16 protein-coding genes and 1 pseudogene are annotated in these 15,017 nt (G+C 68.6%); 5 read left to right on the forward strand and 12 right to left on the reverse strand.

The window, feature by feature from the left end; translation table 11 throughout:
• Positions 1–474: 474 nt before the first annotated feature.
• The gene (locus tag Acor_RS06005) at positions 475–2,028 is read right to left on the reverse strand and encodes an IS1634 family transposase (RefSeq protein WP_218034149.1); all 1,554 of its coding nucleotides are present in this window, start codon (positions 2,026–2,028) and stop codon (positions 475–477) included.
• 129 nt (positions 2,029–2,157) lie between these two features.
• Entirely contained in the window at positions 2,158–2,313 is a 156-nt protein-coding gene (locus Acor_RS06010) for a hypothetical protein (protein ID WP_155335545.1), read from the reverse strand.
• 267 nt (positions 2,314–2,580) lie between these two features.
• Between Acor_RS06010 and Acor_RS06015 the strand changes: the two genes are divergently transcribed.
• Both Acor_RS06015 and Acor_RS06020 read left to right on the forward strand, forming a co-directional pair.
• On the forward strand, positions 2,581–2,841 hold the full coding sequence (locus tag Acor_RS06015) for a type II toxin-antitoxin system Phd/YefM family antitoxin (RefSeq protein WP_155335546.1): 261 nt from the start codon (positions 2,581–2,583) through the stop codon (positions 2,839–2,841).
• Positions 2,838–3,092: a Txe/YoeB family addiction module toxin gene (locus Acor_RS06020; RefSeq protein WP_155335547.1), complete on the forward strand. Its 255-nt coding sequence runs from the start codon at positions 2,838–2,840 to the stop codon at positions 3,090–3,092. The genes Acor_RS06015 and Acor_RS06020 overlap by 4 nt, the downstream gene beginning before the upstream one ends.
• Positions 3,093–3,222: 130 nt before the next feature.
• Here Acor_RS06020 and Acor_RS06025 read toward each other — a convergent pair whose 3' ends face one another.
• The gene (locus Acor_RS06025) at positions 3,223–3,759 is read right to left on the reverse strand and encodes a DUF308 domain-containing protein (protein ID WP_246238456.1); all 537 of its coding nucleotides are present in this window, start codon (positions 3,757–3,759) and stop codon (positions 3,223–3,225) included.
• Positions 3,760–3,885: 126 nt separating this feature from the next.
• Between Acor_RS06025 and Acor_RS06030 the strand changes: the two genes are divergently transcribed.
• Entirely contained in the window at positions 3,886–4,470 is a 585-nt protein-coding gene (locus Acor_RS06030) for a TetR/AcrR family transcriptional regulator (RefSeq protein WP_155335549.1), read from the forward strand.
• Positions 4,471–4,847: 377 nt separating this feature from the next.
• On the opposite strand, the gene Acor_RS44045 is transcribed toward Acor_RS06030, so the two are convergent.
• Positions 4,848–6,275, reverse strand: coding sequence for a helix-turn-helix domain-containing protein (locus Acor_RS44045; RefSeq protein ID WP_246238457.1), 1,428 nt, complete (start codon positions 6,273–6,275; stop codon positions 4,848–4,850).
• Positions 6,276–6,538: 263 nt separating this feature from the next.
• Between Acor_RS44045 and Acor_RS06040 the strand changes: the two genes are divergently transcribed.
• On the forward strand, positions 6,539–7,165 hold the full coding sequence (locus tag Acor_RS06040) for a Pr6Pr family membrane protein (RefSeq protein ID WP_170316805.1): 627 nt from the start codon (positions 6,539–6,541) through the stop codon (positions 7,163–7,165).
• Positions 7,166–7,203: 38 nt separating this feature from the next.
• Complete coding sequence (locus Acor_RS06045) at positions 7,204–10,305, forward strand: ATP-binding protein (protein ID WP_155335551.1); 3,102 nt, start codon at positions 7,204–7,206, stop codon at positions 10,303–10,305.
• Positions 10,306–10,311: 6 nt separating this feature from the next.
• Here the strand turns inward: Acor_RS06045 and Acor_RS06050 are convergent, their stop codons facing one another.
• The 8 genes and pseudogenes from Acor_RS06050 to Acor_RS06075 all read right to left on the reverse strand — a co-directional run bounded on the left by Acor_RS06050 (position 10,312) and on the right by Acor_RS06075 (position 14,951).
• Positions 10,312–11,160 (reverse strand): ABC transporter permease, encoded by an 849-nt coding sequence (locus Acor_RS06050; protein ID WP_155335552.1) that lies wholly within the window; start codon positions 11,158–11,160, stop codon positions 10,312–10,314.
• On the reverse strand, positions 11,157–12,125 hold the full coding sequence (locus tag Acor_RS06055) for an ATP-binding cassette domain-containing protein (RefSeq protein WP_155335553.1): 969 nt from the start codon (positions 12,123–12,125) through the stop codon (positions 11,157–11,159). Before Acor_RS06055 ends, Acor_RS06050 begins: the two co-directional genes overlap by 4 nt.
• A gap of 220 nt (positions 12,126–12,345) precedes the next feature.
• Positions 12,346–12,648: a MopE-related protein gene (locus Acor_RS43065; RefSeq protein ID WP_155335554.1), complete on the reverse strand. Its 303-nt coding sequence runs from the start codon at positions 12,646–12,648 to the stop codon at positions 12,346–12,348.
• A gap of 302 nt (positions 12,649–12,950) precedes the next feature.
• A pseudogene (locus Acor_RS46135) lies at positions 12,951–13,205 on the reverse strand (PKD domain-containing protein); the annotation flags it as partial.
• A 200-nt stretch (positions 13,206–13,405) separates the two neighbouring features.
• Positions 13,406–13,675, reverse strand: a complete 270-nt coding sequence (locus tag Acor_RS06065; RefSeq protein WP_155335555.1) for a hypothetical protein — start codon at positions 13,673–13,675, stop codon at positions 13,406–13,408.
• Positions 13,676–13,678: 3 nt separating this feature from the next.
• Positions 13,679–13,807 (reverse strand): hypothetical protein, encoded by a 129-nt coding sequence (locus Acor_RS45350; protein ID WP_281353158.1) that lies wholly within the window; start codon positions 13,805–13,807, stop codon positions 13,679–13,681.
• Positions 13,808–13,890: 83 nt separating this feature from the next.
• The gene (locus Acor_RS45850) at positions 13,891–14,514 is read right to left on the reverse strand and encodes a transcriptional regulator (RefSeq protein ID WP_308805627.1); all 624 of its coding nucleotides are present in this window, start codon (positions 14,512–14,514) and stop codon (positions 13,891–13,893) included.
• Positions 14,469–14,951 (reverse strand): hypothetical protein, encoded by a 483-nt coding sequence (locus tag Acor_RS06075; RefSeq protein ID WP_155335557.1) that lies wholly within the window; start codon positions 14,949–14,951, stop codon positions 14,469–14,471. Before Acor_RS06075 ends, Acor_RS45850 begins: the two co-directional genes overlap by 46 nt.
• Between the last annotated feature and the right edge of the window lie 66 nt (positions 14,952–15,017).

Below are 15,017 nucleotides of genomic sequence, written 5' to 3' on the forward strand. Positions count from 1 at the left end.
GAGGGAGAGCGCGAGCACCGGAGCGGGAATAGGGCCAGGTGTTCTGCTCGCCGGGTTCCTGCACAACGTGATGTCGTAATTCGTACCTCCGGCGGGGCACTCCGACCCCGGGGTGATCATCAAGGGCCTCCACACCGTGGACGGCCATAGCGGGCGGAGGCAGGGGTTTGATCACCCCTCCCTGCATCGACCCGGGACAAGCCGAGCAGACCAAAGGCCGCCGGGTCTGCTTCCCTATCGGGCGGGTCGACGGCAGCCGGGGTGATCAAGCAGGCGAGGCATGCGTGCTGCGCGGAAAGAACCAGGTCACAGGCTGGTCGTCGTGCCATTAGCCAGGGGGACGAGAGGGCGACACGGTCACTCATGCCCGGCCCCACGCCCGGGTCAGCGCCCCTATGAGCCGTGTCCGTGCGATTGAGCTGTGCTAGCCCCGTTTTCCGCACGTGGCTGATCTTCAGCGGAGGTCTCGGGGATCTACGTCGAGTAGATCGAGAAGGCGGAGCTGAAGATCGGTCGGTTGAGGAATGATCGGTGGTGACTGGCCGGTACCAGAGATGATCCGGATACCGGCCAGTGCGTCGAAGATGAGCCGTCCGGTGGGGACGGCGGCCCGCCCCGCGTACAGGCCCTCGACCTTGGTGGCCTCGCGTACGGCCAGTCCTGCCGTACCTGGCGTTCGACCAGGCAGAAGATGAGCAAGGCCAGGCAGATGACGGTGATCAGCTCGGCGACGCGGCGGTTGTTCTTCAGGTACAGGGTGGTCACGGCCAGCGGGCCCTTGAACGCGGAGTAGCGGCGTTCGACGGCCTCTTGGCCTTTGTAGAGCCGAAGGATCTGCTCGGCGTCGGCATGGCCGGGATCGAGGTTGGACAGCAGGGCGTACCAGCCGTCGGCGGCTGCCTCGGCGTCGATCGCGTTCTGGTCGAAGTGCCAGGCCAGGGTGGGTTTCCCGGTATCGGGGGCGATGCCGGCCTCGGCGTGGAGATAGCCGGCCACCCGCCGATCACGGGCGATGACGGCGATCCGGTCGGCGACCTTGCCGGGGGTGGGATAGTGGCGGCTGCCCAGCCCGCGTTCCAATCGCTGCAGGTCATCGCGGGCGCGGTCGAGTTTCTTGGCCCGGGCGGTGGCGGCGGCCCGAGCCCGGGCCGAGGAGTGCACGAACACCCGCCGCAGCTTCACGACCGGGTCCTTCTTACGGGGGCCGGGCAGCGTCATGCCGTCTTCGAGCACGTGCCAGAGGCCCCGCCGCTCGGCGGGTTTGCCCGCGCCCCGCCGGGCGAGGTAGTCGACCGGAGTCGCCGCGGCCAGATCCAGGCCGCGCAGCACCTGGACGCCGACATAGGTCTTGGACGCCGGGGCGATGAAGCCGACCTGCTCGGCTGCCATCGCCGCCAGGTTCGCATACGAGATCAGTTTGGAGTCGCCGACCATCAGCAGTTGCTGCCGGGAGGCCAGGGCCTGCAGTGCCTTCATCACGCCGACGACCTGCCCGACCTCCCCGGCGCCGCCGTCGAAGGCGCGGTGGAAGAGCGGGAGTGCGCCATCACCCGACACCGCGATCCCGGCCTGGATCTGCTTCAGATCCGGGCGGCGGTCCTTGGGATGACCGAACTTCGGCGCGGCGAAGTTCTCTTCGGCCTGCTCGTAGACACCGTGCAGGGAGATCGATGTCATGTCCCAGTGCATCCGGGAGGCGTCGACGCCGAAACGCTCGATCGCGCTCAGTCCTGCGGACCCGGCGAGGTGATCGAGGTGGGGGGCGATCGCGTCCAGTGCCCGGCCGATCCTGTCATCGTTGAGCAGGTCCGGATCGACGCCGAATGTCTCGGCCACCGCCCATGTCCTGGCCCACTCTTGCACGTGGACCAGCGGGGCGGGCGAGGTCAGCCGGTTGGCGACCAGCACCTCGATGACCTGTCCGTGGGTGAGCTCAGCCAGGTCACGTACCGGGCACGCCTCATCGACCAGCTCCCGGATCCGCAGCCGGGAACAGAACTCGGCCACCACCGGCAGCGCCCCGAGCATCTTCTCGATGCTTGGGGGTGCCCCACTGTGCTTGTTGTCTCACGGGCCCAGGGCATACTCCCAGCGACAGGGCTGATCAACACGCCACGCCGGAGATATCCCAATCACCCCGACGTGCGGAAAACGGGGCTAGCGCACTACGCTCTGCGTTTTGCTGACGATCTCAGGCAGAGGTTCGGCCGCGCCGGCCGACGTCGGCGCACGGATCGGCAGCGGCGAGGAGGGCATCGTGATCGAGCAACCGCCGAGGACGAGAAGGACCGGCAACCACAGCCAGCGCATCATGCCCTCCCTTTCTTTCTGGGACACCCCCTGAAAGACCCCGCTGTCCTGGCAAGGCCACATGCTCTCCGGGACATCGCATCCGATCAAGCTACCGACGTCTGATGACGGTCATGTCACTCCTCGGCCGATCGCCCGTGGGCGGCAGATCGTGAAAGTGGAACCCGCTGAGCTTGGCTCGCGTGAGAGCTTGGCTCCATGCGCAGCAGACGCCTCCACTCTCGACCAGAGTGGTACTATATCTGGTACCAGATTGGGTGGAGGTTTCTGATGTCGATCACTGCGAGCGAAGCCCGGCGCCGGCTGTTCCCTCTCATCGACGAGGTGAACGAGGACAGCCTGGCCGTGGAGATCGTCTCCAAACACAACCGCGCCTATCTCGTACCCGCCGCCGAGTACGAGGCGCTGAAGGAGACGGCGCACCTCCTGCGCTCACCGGCCAACATGCGCAGGCTGATCGCCTCCTACCAGCACGCCCTGGAAGGCCGTCACGAAATCCGCGAACTCATCGACGGCGACGACCAGGCGTGAAGCTCTCCTTCACCCCTGAAGCCTGGGAGGACTACACCTCCTGGCTCACCACCGACCGCCAAGTCCTGAAACGCATAAACAAGCTCATCGAAGACACCCTGCGCGACCCGTACGCAGGCATCGGCAAACCAGAACCGCTCAAACACGCCCTCCAGGGAGCCTGGTCCCGAAGAATCACCGAAGAACACCGGCTCGTCTACCTCCCACGCGACGACGAACTGATCATCCTTCAGGCCCGCTACCACTACTGAGCATGCCGTCGGCGGGCGATGCCTCCGGGTCGCCATGTATTAGCCCCGGCCCGGCAGAACGAATTCCCGGCGAGGACCCGGGCTTTCTCACGCTCTGGATCAGTTGTCGGCGTCCGGCTATGTCTGGCTTTCAGGTGTTCTTCACGGTGCGGTGCAGACGCAGGGCGGAGATGAGGAAGAAGACGCCGCCGACGGTCGCGTATCCGGCGAGGCTTGTCAGCGATGCCGTCGGCGTACCGGCCTGGAGGATGAACACCGTCCCGGCGATCGTGGAGATCGCCCCGCTGAGAATCATCGCCCATTGGCCGCCGAGCCTGCGGCGGCTGACGGCCACGATGAGCTGCACGATTCCAGCTGTGATCGCCCAAGCGCCCCAGACGCGCAGCACTGCGGGCACGCCCGAGTTGGCTGTGGCGGCCAGGCCGATGGCGGCGAGCAGGCTGAGGGCCAGGTTGACGTACAGGGCGGCGGGGCGCGCGGGTTTCGAGGAGCGCAGATCGGTGATGGCCGCGGCGACGTCGAACAGCGGGTAGATCACTAGCAGTGCCACGCTCATTGGACCAGAAGCCGACCCGATCAGGAACAGCAGGACCGCCCAGATGAGGGCGAATCCGAATCGCACCACGTAGAGGTTCCGCAACGCCACGGCAGTGCGACGGGCGTTCATATCAGTGACGGTGGTCATTCGCTATCTCTTTCGGCAGGAGGTTGGGTAGAATGACTAGTAACTCTACCTCGCTGAGGCTAGCCCGGCGGTGAGGTTCGGCGCAAGGGGCGAAGAGGAGAGACGCGTATGATCACGGGCATGGACAGCCCCATGCGTGAGCGCCTCCTTGAGGCGGCGATCGAGCTGTTCTACGCGTACGGACTCCGCGCGGTGAGCGTCGACAAGGTCATCGACCGCGCCAGTACGACGAAGGTGACCTTCTACCGACATTTCAAGAGCAAAGACGACCTCGTCGTCGCTTACCTCGAACGCCGCGCCGCATTCGAGCGGGACGGCATCGGTGAGGCGATCAAGCAGGGCAACGGCAACGTCGATGCCACCCTGCGGGTGATCTCCGAGGCGATCGGGATCATTGCCTGCGCGCCCGGCTTCCGTGGCTGTCCCTTCATCAACGCCGCCGCCGAATACCCTGACCCGGACAGCCCTATCCGCAAGGCCGTTGACGCGCATCGCCGCTGGAACAAGTCGACGTTCGAACAGCTCATCGTCCCGCTCGGTATCACGAATTCCGGAGAGGTCGCCACCGACCTGATGCTGATCCGCGATGGCGCCATGGTCGCCGGATACCTCGACCAGCCGGCGAACGTCGCCGCCTCGTTCCTCCGCGGTAGCCAGGCCGTCATCGGCACCGGCAACTCGACCCGGAGATGAGCCCGCCGCCCACTCGACCAGCTCTGACCTGCACCCCGTTTCCCAGCTCAGGGCAGCAAGGCCAGCAGATGGTTCCCAAGCTGACAGCGCGGGTTCGATTCCCGTCACCCGCTCCACGTACTGAGGCCCAGGTCAGGGATGGATTCCCGACCCGGGCCTAGATTGTTTTCTAGGGCTGTTGATCTTTCTGTGCCATCAGCTCACCGGGGCCATCGCAGCGGCCAGGCCGTCGTCTCCCTCGTCGTCTCGCTTCTTGATCTGGCGGTTAATGGCGTCGGTGATCATCTGGTTCTGCGCCGCGCACGGCGTGCTGATAGATCAGGATGCTCGATCCGAACCACGCCGGTCTCCATATCCCAACGGAGTCGACGCGGTCGTCAACTTGCGGGGCGACGGGTGAGGACGTCCCCGGGTCGAGTTGACCCGGGTCCGGCTGGGCGGTGCGTCGCACTGATGGGTTCGCGGCCAGTTGCTGCGTCGGTGCCCATGGCCTCCAGCCAGGCCCGGGCGGCGAGCAGTCGGCGGTTGCGGCCGTCGTCGGTCTCGAGCCCGAGTTTGGTGAAGATACGCCGCAGATGTGTCTCGACGGTGCGGTGTGAAAGGTGCAGGTGCTCGGCGATGGCCGCGTCGCGGGCGCCCGTGGCGACGAGGGCGAGAACCTCGCGCTCACGAGGGCTGAGCACTTCGAGCCCTGGGGGTGACTCCGTGCCCGGCCGCGGTGGCGCCGGTGGTACGTCTGAAGGCGCCGGTGGCTCGGCGGGCTGAGGACCGAGGGGTACGGCGAACCCCGTCAGCGCGGCGGACGCCCGCCACCAGGCGACCCCGATGACGGCCGTGACAGCGGCCACGGCGAGACCGGAGATCAACGGGCCTTCGGGGCGGAGCACAGCCCCGGTCCAGGTCACCGCGAGCGTCACGCCGATCGCGGCGTACCCACCGAGCACCCCAGACAGCAGCCAGCGCACCACCGGGGGACGGGCTCCGGTGGTGGACACGATGAGCGCCCACGCGCCGGCGAAGCAACCCGCGGCCAGTGAGACGAGGTATGCGACGCTGCCGTCCGGCGGCGCGATGTCGCCGGGACCGCTGGCTACGGCCGTGCCCATGCATACGACGATCAACAGGGGTCCCACAGCCGCGGCGGCCGCGCCCAGCGTGGCGCTCGCGCGTTCGTCCGCCGGGACGCGGCGCACGCGATTTGCCAGGAACAGCACGGCGGCGAGCATCACGACGCTGATGAGGATGGTGGAGGCAGCTGCGACAGCGGGTGTCCGCCAACCCTCCGCAGCTGCCGGCGGGTGGCCGGCGAACGGTTTCACCGGCTCCAGTGCCAGCGCCATGCGGACGGCGGCGCCGGCAACGACGACGCCGAACCCGATCGACCACCAGCGGGCGCGAGGCACGGCGCGCAGCGCCGCGAGCTGCAGCACGGCGAGCGGTACGGGCCACCATCCACCCCAGGCGCCGACGAGGAGAGGCGCCATGCCGGAATCAGCGGTGACCGCGACGACGGCGAGTGCACCGAGCACGAGGTAGATGAGGACGGCGGCTGCCAGCGCGAGGAGCCAACCGCCGCCGGTACGGTCGCCCCGGTCGGTCAGCCGTCGGGACAGCAATGCGATCCCGGTCGCGCCGCCCGTGAGGGCGAGCGTCGAGATCGGGTGGGTCGCGTAACCGCCGGTACCGCCGGCACGCGCGAAGGCGAGTATGACCACCGAGCCCAGCCCGAGTCCCGCGATGAACAGGACGGGCACGAGACTCCGCCACCGCCCCAGAACGCCGGGCCACATGCTTGCGTCGTGCAATCGGCCCTCCCCTATCCGGAAGCGAGTTTATCCGGACAAGGCATGCCAGGCCCAGATTCAGGGCTACCCCGTACACCGCAGGGGCCATGTCAGGGCTGCTCCGGATACCGGCTCTGACCTCAGCACGCCAGATTGCTCGGTAGTACCCCACACATACTCGATCAGAGAGGTATCCCGTGGTCGCTGCTTCTCCCGCACGTCCTGGTCCGATCCTGCCCGTCCTCGTCGCGGCCGCGCTGCTGCTGGTCGCGACGGTCACCTTCGTGGTCATCGATCCGCTGCTCGCCTGGGACGATGCCAACCCGTTCCTCGGTCGCGGCCGACTGTTCCTGTACTTCACGACCCAATCGAACCTGCTGGCCGTGACTGCCTGCGTGGTGTTCGGGGTCGCGCTGGTGCGTGGCCGGCATCCGGGCCAGGCGGCCGAGTACTTGCGCGGGCTCGCCGTGGTGGACATGGCCATCACCGGGATCGTCGCCAACGTCCTGCTCGCCGAACCGGGGGCGCCATGGAGCTTCTCCGACTTCGTGCTCCACCAGGCGGTGCCGGTCCTCATGGTCGCGTGGTGGATCGTCGTGCCGCCCGCCCGGCCGCTGCCCGTCACCGCGGCGGCGCTGTGGCTTGTCCACCCGGCCATCTGGACGGCCACGGCCCTCACCTACGCGGCCGAGTCGAGCGACCATTGGTACCCGTACTTCTTTCTCGATCCCGTTGAGGCAGGCGGATGGGGCGGTGTCGCCGTGTTCGTAGCCTTGATCCACCTCGTGATTGCCGTACTCGGTCTTGGTGCCGTGCTTGCCAGCAGGGCACGGTGGTCAGGCGGCGTGTGGCGAACGTTGTGGCGCGAAGAGCACCCGGAAGGGGTCGACCACGGTCACTCACGACGGTGAGAACAGGTGGATGGCTCGGCGAAGCCTAGACTTGCGCCATGCCGATCCACCTGAGCCTGCTCGACGGTGTGCAGTGGCGGGGGCGGCCGGTGGTCGGCGAAAGGGCTCAGGCGCTGCTCGCAGCCCTCGCGCTCGCCTGCCGAACCGTGAACGCTGACCGGCTCATCGCGGAGGTGTGGGGGGACAGCGAACCGGCCAATCCGGCGAAGGCGCTGCAGGTCCTGGTGTCCAGGACCAGGTCGGTCGTGGGGTCGGAGTCGCTGATCACGGAAGGGGGCGGCTACCGGCTCGCGGTTCCGCCCGACCGGGTCGACGCCGGTCGGCTGCACGGTCTGGCGGGCCGGGCGTGGGCGCTGCTCGTCGAGAATCCGGCCTCGGCGGCCGCGGCGGCGAAGGAGGCGCTCGCGCTGGGCCTCGGGGCGCTGTCGCCCGCGGGCGGTGGCCCGCTGGCCGAGGTGCGCCGACGCGCGGAACGCGACCTGGCATCCGCGCGGGTCGTGCTCGCCCGGGCCCGGAGCCGCAGCGGCGACCATGGCCCCGCCCTGCCCGAGCTCGAGGAGGCAGTGCGCGTCCACCCCGAGGACGAGGGGCTGCTCGCCGACCTCCTGCACAGCGAGGCGGCGGTGCGCGGAACGGGCGCCGCGCTGGACCGCTTCGAGCGCTACCGGTCGGACCTGCGCGACCGGATCGGCGCCGACGTCGGCCCGGAGCTGCGGCGGGTCCATCGTGAGCTTCTGGCGCTCGACAGTCCCGTGCGCGCCGGCGTGCGCTTCGACACGACCACGCTGCTCGGCCGCGACGACGATCTCCGACGGGTGCGGGCACTGCTCTCCGCCTCCCGGGTGGTCTCGATCCTCGGTCCGGGCGGCCTCGGCAAGACCCGGCTCGCCCACGCCGTCGCCCGCGAGGCCCCGCAGCCGGTGGTGCACTTCGTCGAACTGGTCGGCGTGACCGCGCCCGAGGACCTGGTCGGCGAAGTCGGGTCTGCGCTCGGCGTCCGCGACTCGGTGACCGGACGCCGCACCCTTACCCCGCAGCAGCGCGCCGACGTCCGGGCCCGGATCGCCCAGCAGCTCGGTCTGGCCCCGACGCTGCTGGTGCTCGACAACTGCGAGCATCTGGTGTACGCGGTCGCCGACTTGGTCGCGTATCTGACCGCGACCACACGGGAGCTGCGCGTTCTCACCACAACCCGCTCGCCCCTGGCGATCGCCGCCGAACGCGTCTATCCGCTGCCCCAGCTGGGAACCGGTGACGCCGTCGAACTGTTCCGCGACCGCGCGACCGCGGCCAGGCCCGGTGTGCACCTCGACGAGGATGACGTGCGCGCCGTCGTGGCCCGCTTGGACGGCCTGCCGCTCGCGATCGAACTGGCCGCCGCGAAGGTGCGGGTGATGTCACCGGTCGAGATCGCCCGCCGGCTGGAGGACAGGTTCTCGCTGCTACGCGGCGGCGACCGGAGCGCCCCCTCCCGTCACCAGACGCTGCTATCGGTGATCGACTGGTCCTGGAACCTCCTCGGCGAGCGGGAGCGCCGCGCCCTCCGCCGCCTCTCGGCTTTCCCGGACGGCTTCGCCCTCGACGCGGCGGAGGAGGTGCTCGGCGACGACGCTCTCGGCGACGTCGAAGAGCTCGTGGAGCAGTCCCTGCTCACCGTCGTGGAGACAGCCGAGGGCGTTCGGTACCGCATGCTCGAGACGGTGCGCGAGTTCGGCCGGATGCGGCTGGACCGGGCCGGCGAGACCACCGACGCGCGGGCCGCCATACGCGAGTGGGCCGTCGGTTACGGCCGCCGGCACGGTGCCCGGCTGTACTCGCCGGAGCAGGTCGACGCGATGGACCGGCTGCGTTCTGAGGAGACGAACCTCGCCGACATCCTGCGCGAGGCCCTCGCCGACCCCGACCCGGAAGCGGTCGTGGTGCTGTTCTCCGCTCTGGGTGGCTACTGGACGGTCTGCGGGGATCACCCGCGCAGCATCGTCATGGCCCCGGCCGTCGCCGCCGCCCTGAGCGGCTGGGCGCCTCCACCCCGGCTCCTCGACCGGACCCGGCTGGCCCTGAGCATCGCGCTGTTCAACACCATGATCGTCCCTCTCGAAGAGTCAGGGACGCTGGCGCGACTGCTGTCTGGGCTGGGCGCCGACTCGGCGAACCCGGCCGTCCGGGCGCTGGTGACCGCCCTGCTCACCACGGTGTCGGATCCCGAGGGCGGCTTGGACGTACTGGCCGCCGATACCGACCCTCTGATCCGCCGGATCGCGCTGCACTGGCTGAGCCACGGCCGGGAGAGCGCCGGCGACCCGGTCGGCGCGATCGAAGCGGCCCGAGCCGCCCTCGAACTCGTCGGCGATGACGACGGTCCCTGGCACCGGGCGGTGCTGCACACCCAGCTGGCCGGCCTGTACGCGCACCTCGGTGACTCCGCGTCGGCCGCCAGGCATGCCACCGAGGCGCTCCCGGTGCTCGAACGCCTCGGGGCGATGGACGACGCCATCCAGATCCGCACCACCCTCGCCATGGCGGCGCTGGCTGAGGGGCGCCGCGACGAGGCCGCACGGATGATCGACGACCTGGAGGCGCTCGCTTCCCAGGGCACCTACAGCGAGGTCCTGTCCGTCGCCACCGGCCGAGCCCAACTGGCCCTCGCCGACGGCGACATCGCCGAGGGACTGCGGCGGCACCGCGAGACCGCCGAGGTGCTCAGGAACCTGCGCGTCCCGGACGCCTTCACACCGTGGGCCGACCTGAGCGAGGTCATCGCGCTCTCGGCGTTCGCGCAGTACAGCGAGGGCGACGACGGCGCGGACCTCTTCGAGTCTGTGCGGGCCAAAGTCCTGATGGTGTTCGACCCTGACCGCGCCTCGAGGGATTACCCGGTGACGGGGATGGTGCTCGCCGGGCTGGGCATCTGGGGCCTGCGAAAGGGGGCGCTGCCCGCCGAGGAGGCGGTCCGGCTGCTCGTGCTCGCCGACCGGTTCGCCTACAACCAGTTCACCCCGACGATGCAGTGGTCGGTGCTGTCCGCGCACGCCGAACGGATCGCCCCCGGCGTCATATCCCGGATCGAGGCCGAATACGGCGACCGACGCGGCCCCGACCTGCTGGCCGAGGCCCGTACCGTCCTGGAGCGGGTGGTCTGACACCGTCTACATCTTGCGGGAGTAAGAGCGGACCGCCAGTGGAGCGAAGATCAAGACGACGATCACGCAGCCGATGACCGCCCAGCCGACCTCGGCCGTCACGGCCCCGTCGTTGAACAGGTCCCGCACCGCGGAGACGACGTGCGACACCGGGTTGACCTTCACGAACGCCTCCAGCCAGCCGGGCAGCGTCTCGGCGGGGACGAAGGCGTTGGACAGGAAGGTGAGCGGGAACATGATCATCATCGAGATGCCCTGGACACTCTGCGCCGAACGCGCCATCGTGCCCAGCCAGGCGAAGATCCACGCCAGCGACCAGCCTGCGATCACGGTCAGTGCGACGCCGCCGACGCAGCCGAGCACCCCGCCGCCGGGGCGGTAACCGATGAGCAGGCCGGTGACGAGCGTCAGCACCGACGCGATGCCGTAACGGATCAGGTCGGCGATCATCGGGCCGGCCAGCGGAGCGATTCTTGCGATCGGCAGGGACTTGAAGCGGTCGAAGACCCCCTTGTCCATGTCCTCACGCAGCTGCACGCCTGTTGCCATGCAGACGGTCAGGGCCGTCTGGGCGAGGATGCCGGGGATCAGTACCGGGAGGTAGTTCGACACGCTGCCGGAGATCGCGCCGCCGAAGATGAACGCGAACATCGCCGTGAACAGCAAGGGCTGGATGAGGACGTCGAAGAACTGCTCGGGCTTGCGGCGCATCTTCTTCAGGGCTCGCCATGCCATCGCCAGGATCTGAACCCAGGTTTCCTGAAGCGAACTGCGGGGCGTGGTACGGGCGACCACGGTGGACGAGTCGACGCGCTGGGGGTTGAGGGTGGCCGGGGTCATGGTTCTCGTGGTCATCGGGCCGCCTCCATCTGAGACTTGGCGGCGCCGTGGCCGGTCAGCGCCAGGAAGACTTCGTCCAGCGTCGGCTTGGCGACGCTTACCGAGGAGATGCCGAGGCCTGCTTCTCGCAGGCCGATCAGGACGTCCGCGGCTCGGTCGGCGTCGGGGAGGGGGATCTTCATGCGTCCTGATTCCGGGGTCAGGACCGGGTCCTCACCCAGCAGCAGGCGGACGACGTTCGCGGCCATGGCGACGTCGACGCCGTCCGCGAGGCTGAGCTGCAGGGTTGAGTCGCCGACCTGGGTCTTCAGTGCGTCGGGGGTGTCTTCTGCGACCTTCCGGCCTCGGTCGATCACGGCTACGCGGTCGGCCAGCTGGTCGGCCTCGTCCAGGTATTGGGTGGTGAGGAGGATCGTGGAACCATCGGTGGCCAGCTCGCGGATGGTGTCCCACATCTGGCCTCGGGTTCTTGGGTCCAGGCCGGTTGTGGGCTCGTCCAGGAAGATCAATGGTGGGCGGGTGATCAGGCTTGACGCCAGATCCAGGCGGCGGCGCATGCCGCCGCTGAACTGGGACAGGGGACGGTCGGCCGCCTCCTGGAGGTCGAAACGTTGGAGCAGGTCATCGGCGATTGTCTTGGCTCGGGCGCTGGTCAGGCCCTGTAGGCGGGCGAACAGCCAGAGGTTCTCCCGGGCGGTCAGGTCCTCGTCCACCGAGGCGTACTGGCCGGTGACGCCTACCAGCTGGCGGATGCGGTGGGGTTCCCGCCGGACGTCGACGCCGAAGATCTCCGCATGGCCGCCGTCGATCGGGAGCAGGGTGGCGAGCATCCGGAGCATGGTGGTCTTACCTGCTCCGTTGGGGCCCAGGACTCCGAAGATCTCGCCTTGCCGTACGTGAAGGTCGATTCCGTCCACGGCGCGGAAGTCTCCGAAGTTCTTGACCAGACTGTCGGCCCGGACGGCACTGAGGTCCGCCATGACGCGTCTCCTCTCTCCGCCGGGTACCTCCCGGCGTCAGAAGAGAGCTTCTGCGTTGTCGGCTTCATCGTGGCTTCAGGCAGGTTTCACCTCTGACCAGGCGGTTTCACCGGCTCCGGTGTCCTGGCCTTGACGAGAGGGGTACAGAGCCAAGGCGCGCTGGCCATGTGACGCGGCCCTGCGCGCGCACGCGTGCAGGGCCGCATTTGCCCGGGTTACCTCAGCCGAACGTACCTATGCCGTTCTCGATCTGGACCACGTTCGCCGGGAGTACCGACTTCGTCGGCGTGGTGTAATTCGTACCGATCTTGCCCTTGCCGATCTGACCGTGCGTGTGGTTGCCCCAGCCGAAGAGCTCGCCGGTCAGCCCGCCCGGCGGCGCGTCCGGCGAGCCGCTGTCGCAGTCGTCGACGCCGTTGCCGAGGAACTCGATCTGGCCGGGGTGGATCGCCGCGTCGGTGTCGTCGCAGTCCGTGGTGGCCGTCCAGTTGTCACCGTCCGCATCGGGCCGGTGGACCAGCACGTCCCAGGCCTTGGTGGCCTGGTGCCCGTCGGCGTCGGTCGCGGTCGCGACGACCTGGTGCGCGCCCGGGGTGTTCGGAGCAGTCCAGGACAGCGACCCACCTTGCCGGCCGAGTCCCCGTCGACGCTCCAGCTCACGGCGGGGGCGCCGCCCTCATCGGTCGCGGTGACCGCGAAGACCGCGGTCGCGCCGGTCCGCACCACCGGTTGCACGTTGTCCGGCGACGCACCCGACAGTTGCGGTTCCGCGCCCTTGCGGGTCACGGTCGCGCCGCTCCACGCGTACGCGATGCGGCCGACGCTGTCGGTCACCCGCAGCCCGACCACCGGCGTGCCCGGTTCGCCGAAGGTGACCGTCGGCGTCGCCCCGTCGGCGTCGTCGAAGTCGCGGTCACCGTCCAGGTCCCAGGCATACGACGCGAGCGTCGCCCCGCCGCGTGCGGCCGAGGCGGTCCCGTCCAGCTTGACCGGCTCACCCTCGGTCGCGGTGTACGGGCCGCCGGCGTGCGCCGTCGGGTGCGGGTCGGGCACGAGCGGGTCCCCCGCCAACGCGTCCACGATGGCGCCCCAGGCGGTGAGCCCTTGTATGCCTCCACACTACGCAGCAGCGCCTCGGCCAGCGCGCCCTCACCCGCGATGGCGTCCGTCGGCGCGTCCACGGACTTGGGCACCACCGGCTGGTCGAAGTCCGGGTTCGGCGGGTCCTCGTAAATGCCCAGGTAGTGCTGGCCCTGGTTGAGCAGCAACCCGTCGAACTGCTACTGGATCGGGCTGAAGTAGTTGCCGTACTTCAGGTTGCCGGCCTTGCACCCGTTCTTCAGCGCCTTCTGGACGAACTTCCACACCCGGTTCATGACCTGCCGGGTGGTCTTCCACGACTCGTATTCCTCGTACGCCGACTGTTTGAGCGAGGTCAGCGCGGCGTCGGGCGGTGGCAGCTCGCCCGGGGTCTCGGCCTTGATCACGCGGGCGAACACCGCGTCGTCCTCAGCCTGGAAGACCCCGTCCTGGCAGGTGTCGAACACCACGTCCTACTCGCCCGCACCGAGGGCGCCGGCCGGCGTGGTGATGCCGATGACCTCGTCGTCGAACGGTGGGAAACCACGGTCGTTCACGGGGACGCACCGGCACTCGACCGCCTGACCTGCTGACGCCCGCACGCTGGGATCCCCCAGTCGGTGCACGTCGCAAGCGCGGCAATGGGGGGTCGGCGGACTTCTTCTTGGCGGCTGAAGTAGCCCGCTTACCACATCGGGGTCGGGGTCGATGACAGCACGTCGGTCCGCCCCAGATCGGCCACGATCACAGCCAGCGCGCCGACTGTTCGCGCAGTGTAGGTCCGCTCGACGCGCTCGGTCAGTTCGTCCATAGTGATACGGCCGTCACTGGCTGCGACACGCAGCATTTCGGCCACCTTGTCCCGGTCCTGGTCGCTGGCTCGTACGTCATGAGGGTCGATCACGGCCTTCTCCATCGCCGCTTCAAGGAGATCGTCGCTCCAGCCTTGACCGGCTTGCAGGTCAAGGACCGAGAGGCCGGACTGAGCGACGATGGCCTGGAGGGCGACCACGTGGTCCTGGTATGCCATGCGGCCGGCGGGCGTCAGACTGAACCATGTTCTCGGACGTTTGCCCACATGCCCCTTGCGGATCTTCACGTACCTGGCCGCCTCCAGAGCGCTGGCGTGCTTGGACAGCACCGAGTCGCTGACGTCCAGGCTGTCGCGCACGAAGGCGAACTCGGCCTCCTCGGCGGCGGCGAGCAGGGAGACGATCTGCAGCCGGGTCGGGGCGTGGATGACCGGATCGAGCTGCGGGGTCATCAGTTCGTCCTCTCCGCCCGGCGAACGGTCCGCATGGACATCCATCGGGTCAGGATAGGCGTGGTGATGACCGCGATCACGGTCATTGTGATGCCCATCACGGTCCCTGGGTAAGCGAAGCCGAGCGCCTTCAACCCCACCGCCAGCCCCACGCTTCCGAGTGTCGTGAGGATGATCCAGACCGCGAAGCCACCCCATGCCCATGGATCCACCACGGAGGGATGGGGGCGCACGGACTGGTTCCGAATCTCTTTGACGAACTTAAGCACGGCGACCACGAGCCCGATCGAGAGGACAGGGAGGGCGATCCAGAGCACCCACAGGGGAGTGACCTCGGTGAAGAACTGTATGCCCGTGATGAAGACCCAGACCGCCACGACGTACCAGGACGGGAACATCGGGGGTGCGGATCGAAGCGCCCTGTGCTGCGTCTCGCGGATCTGGGCCAGCGACCGCGCTGCCTCTTCGGGGGTGATGTACATGATGCCTCCTCTTGACTTTCCTAGTTGGAAAGTACTTTTCACTTTCCATTTCGTCAAGTACTTGTC

The organism is Acrocarpospora corrugata (assembly GCF_009687845.1).
GTDB classification, from domain to species: domain Bacteria; phylum Actinomycetota; class Actinomycetes; order Streptosporangiales; family Streptosporangiaceae; genus Acrocarpospora; species Acrocarpospora corrugata.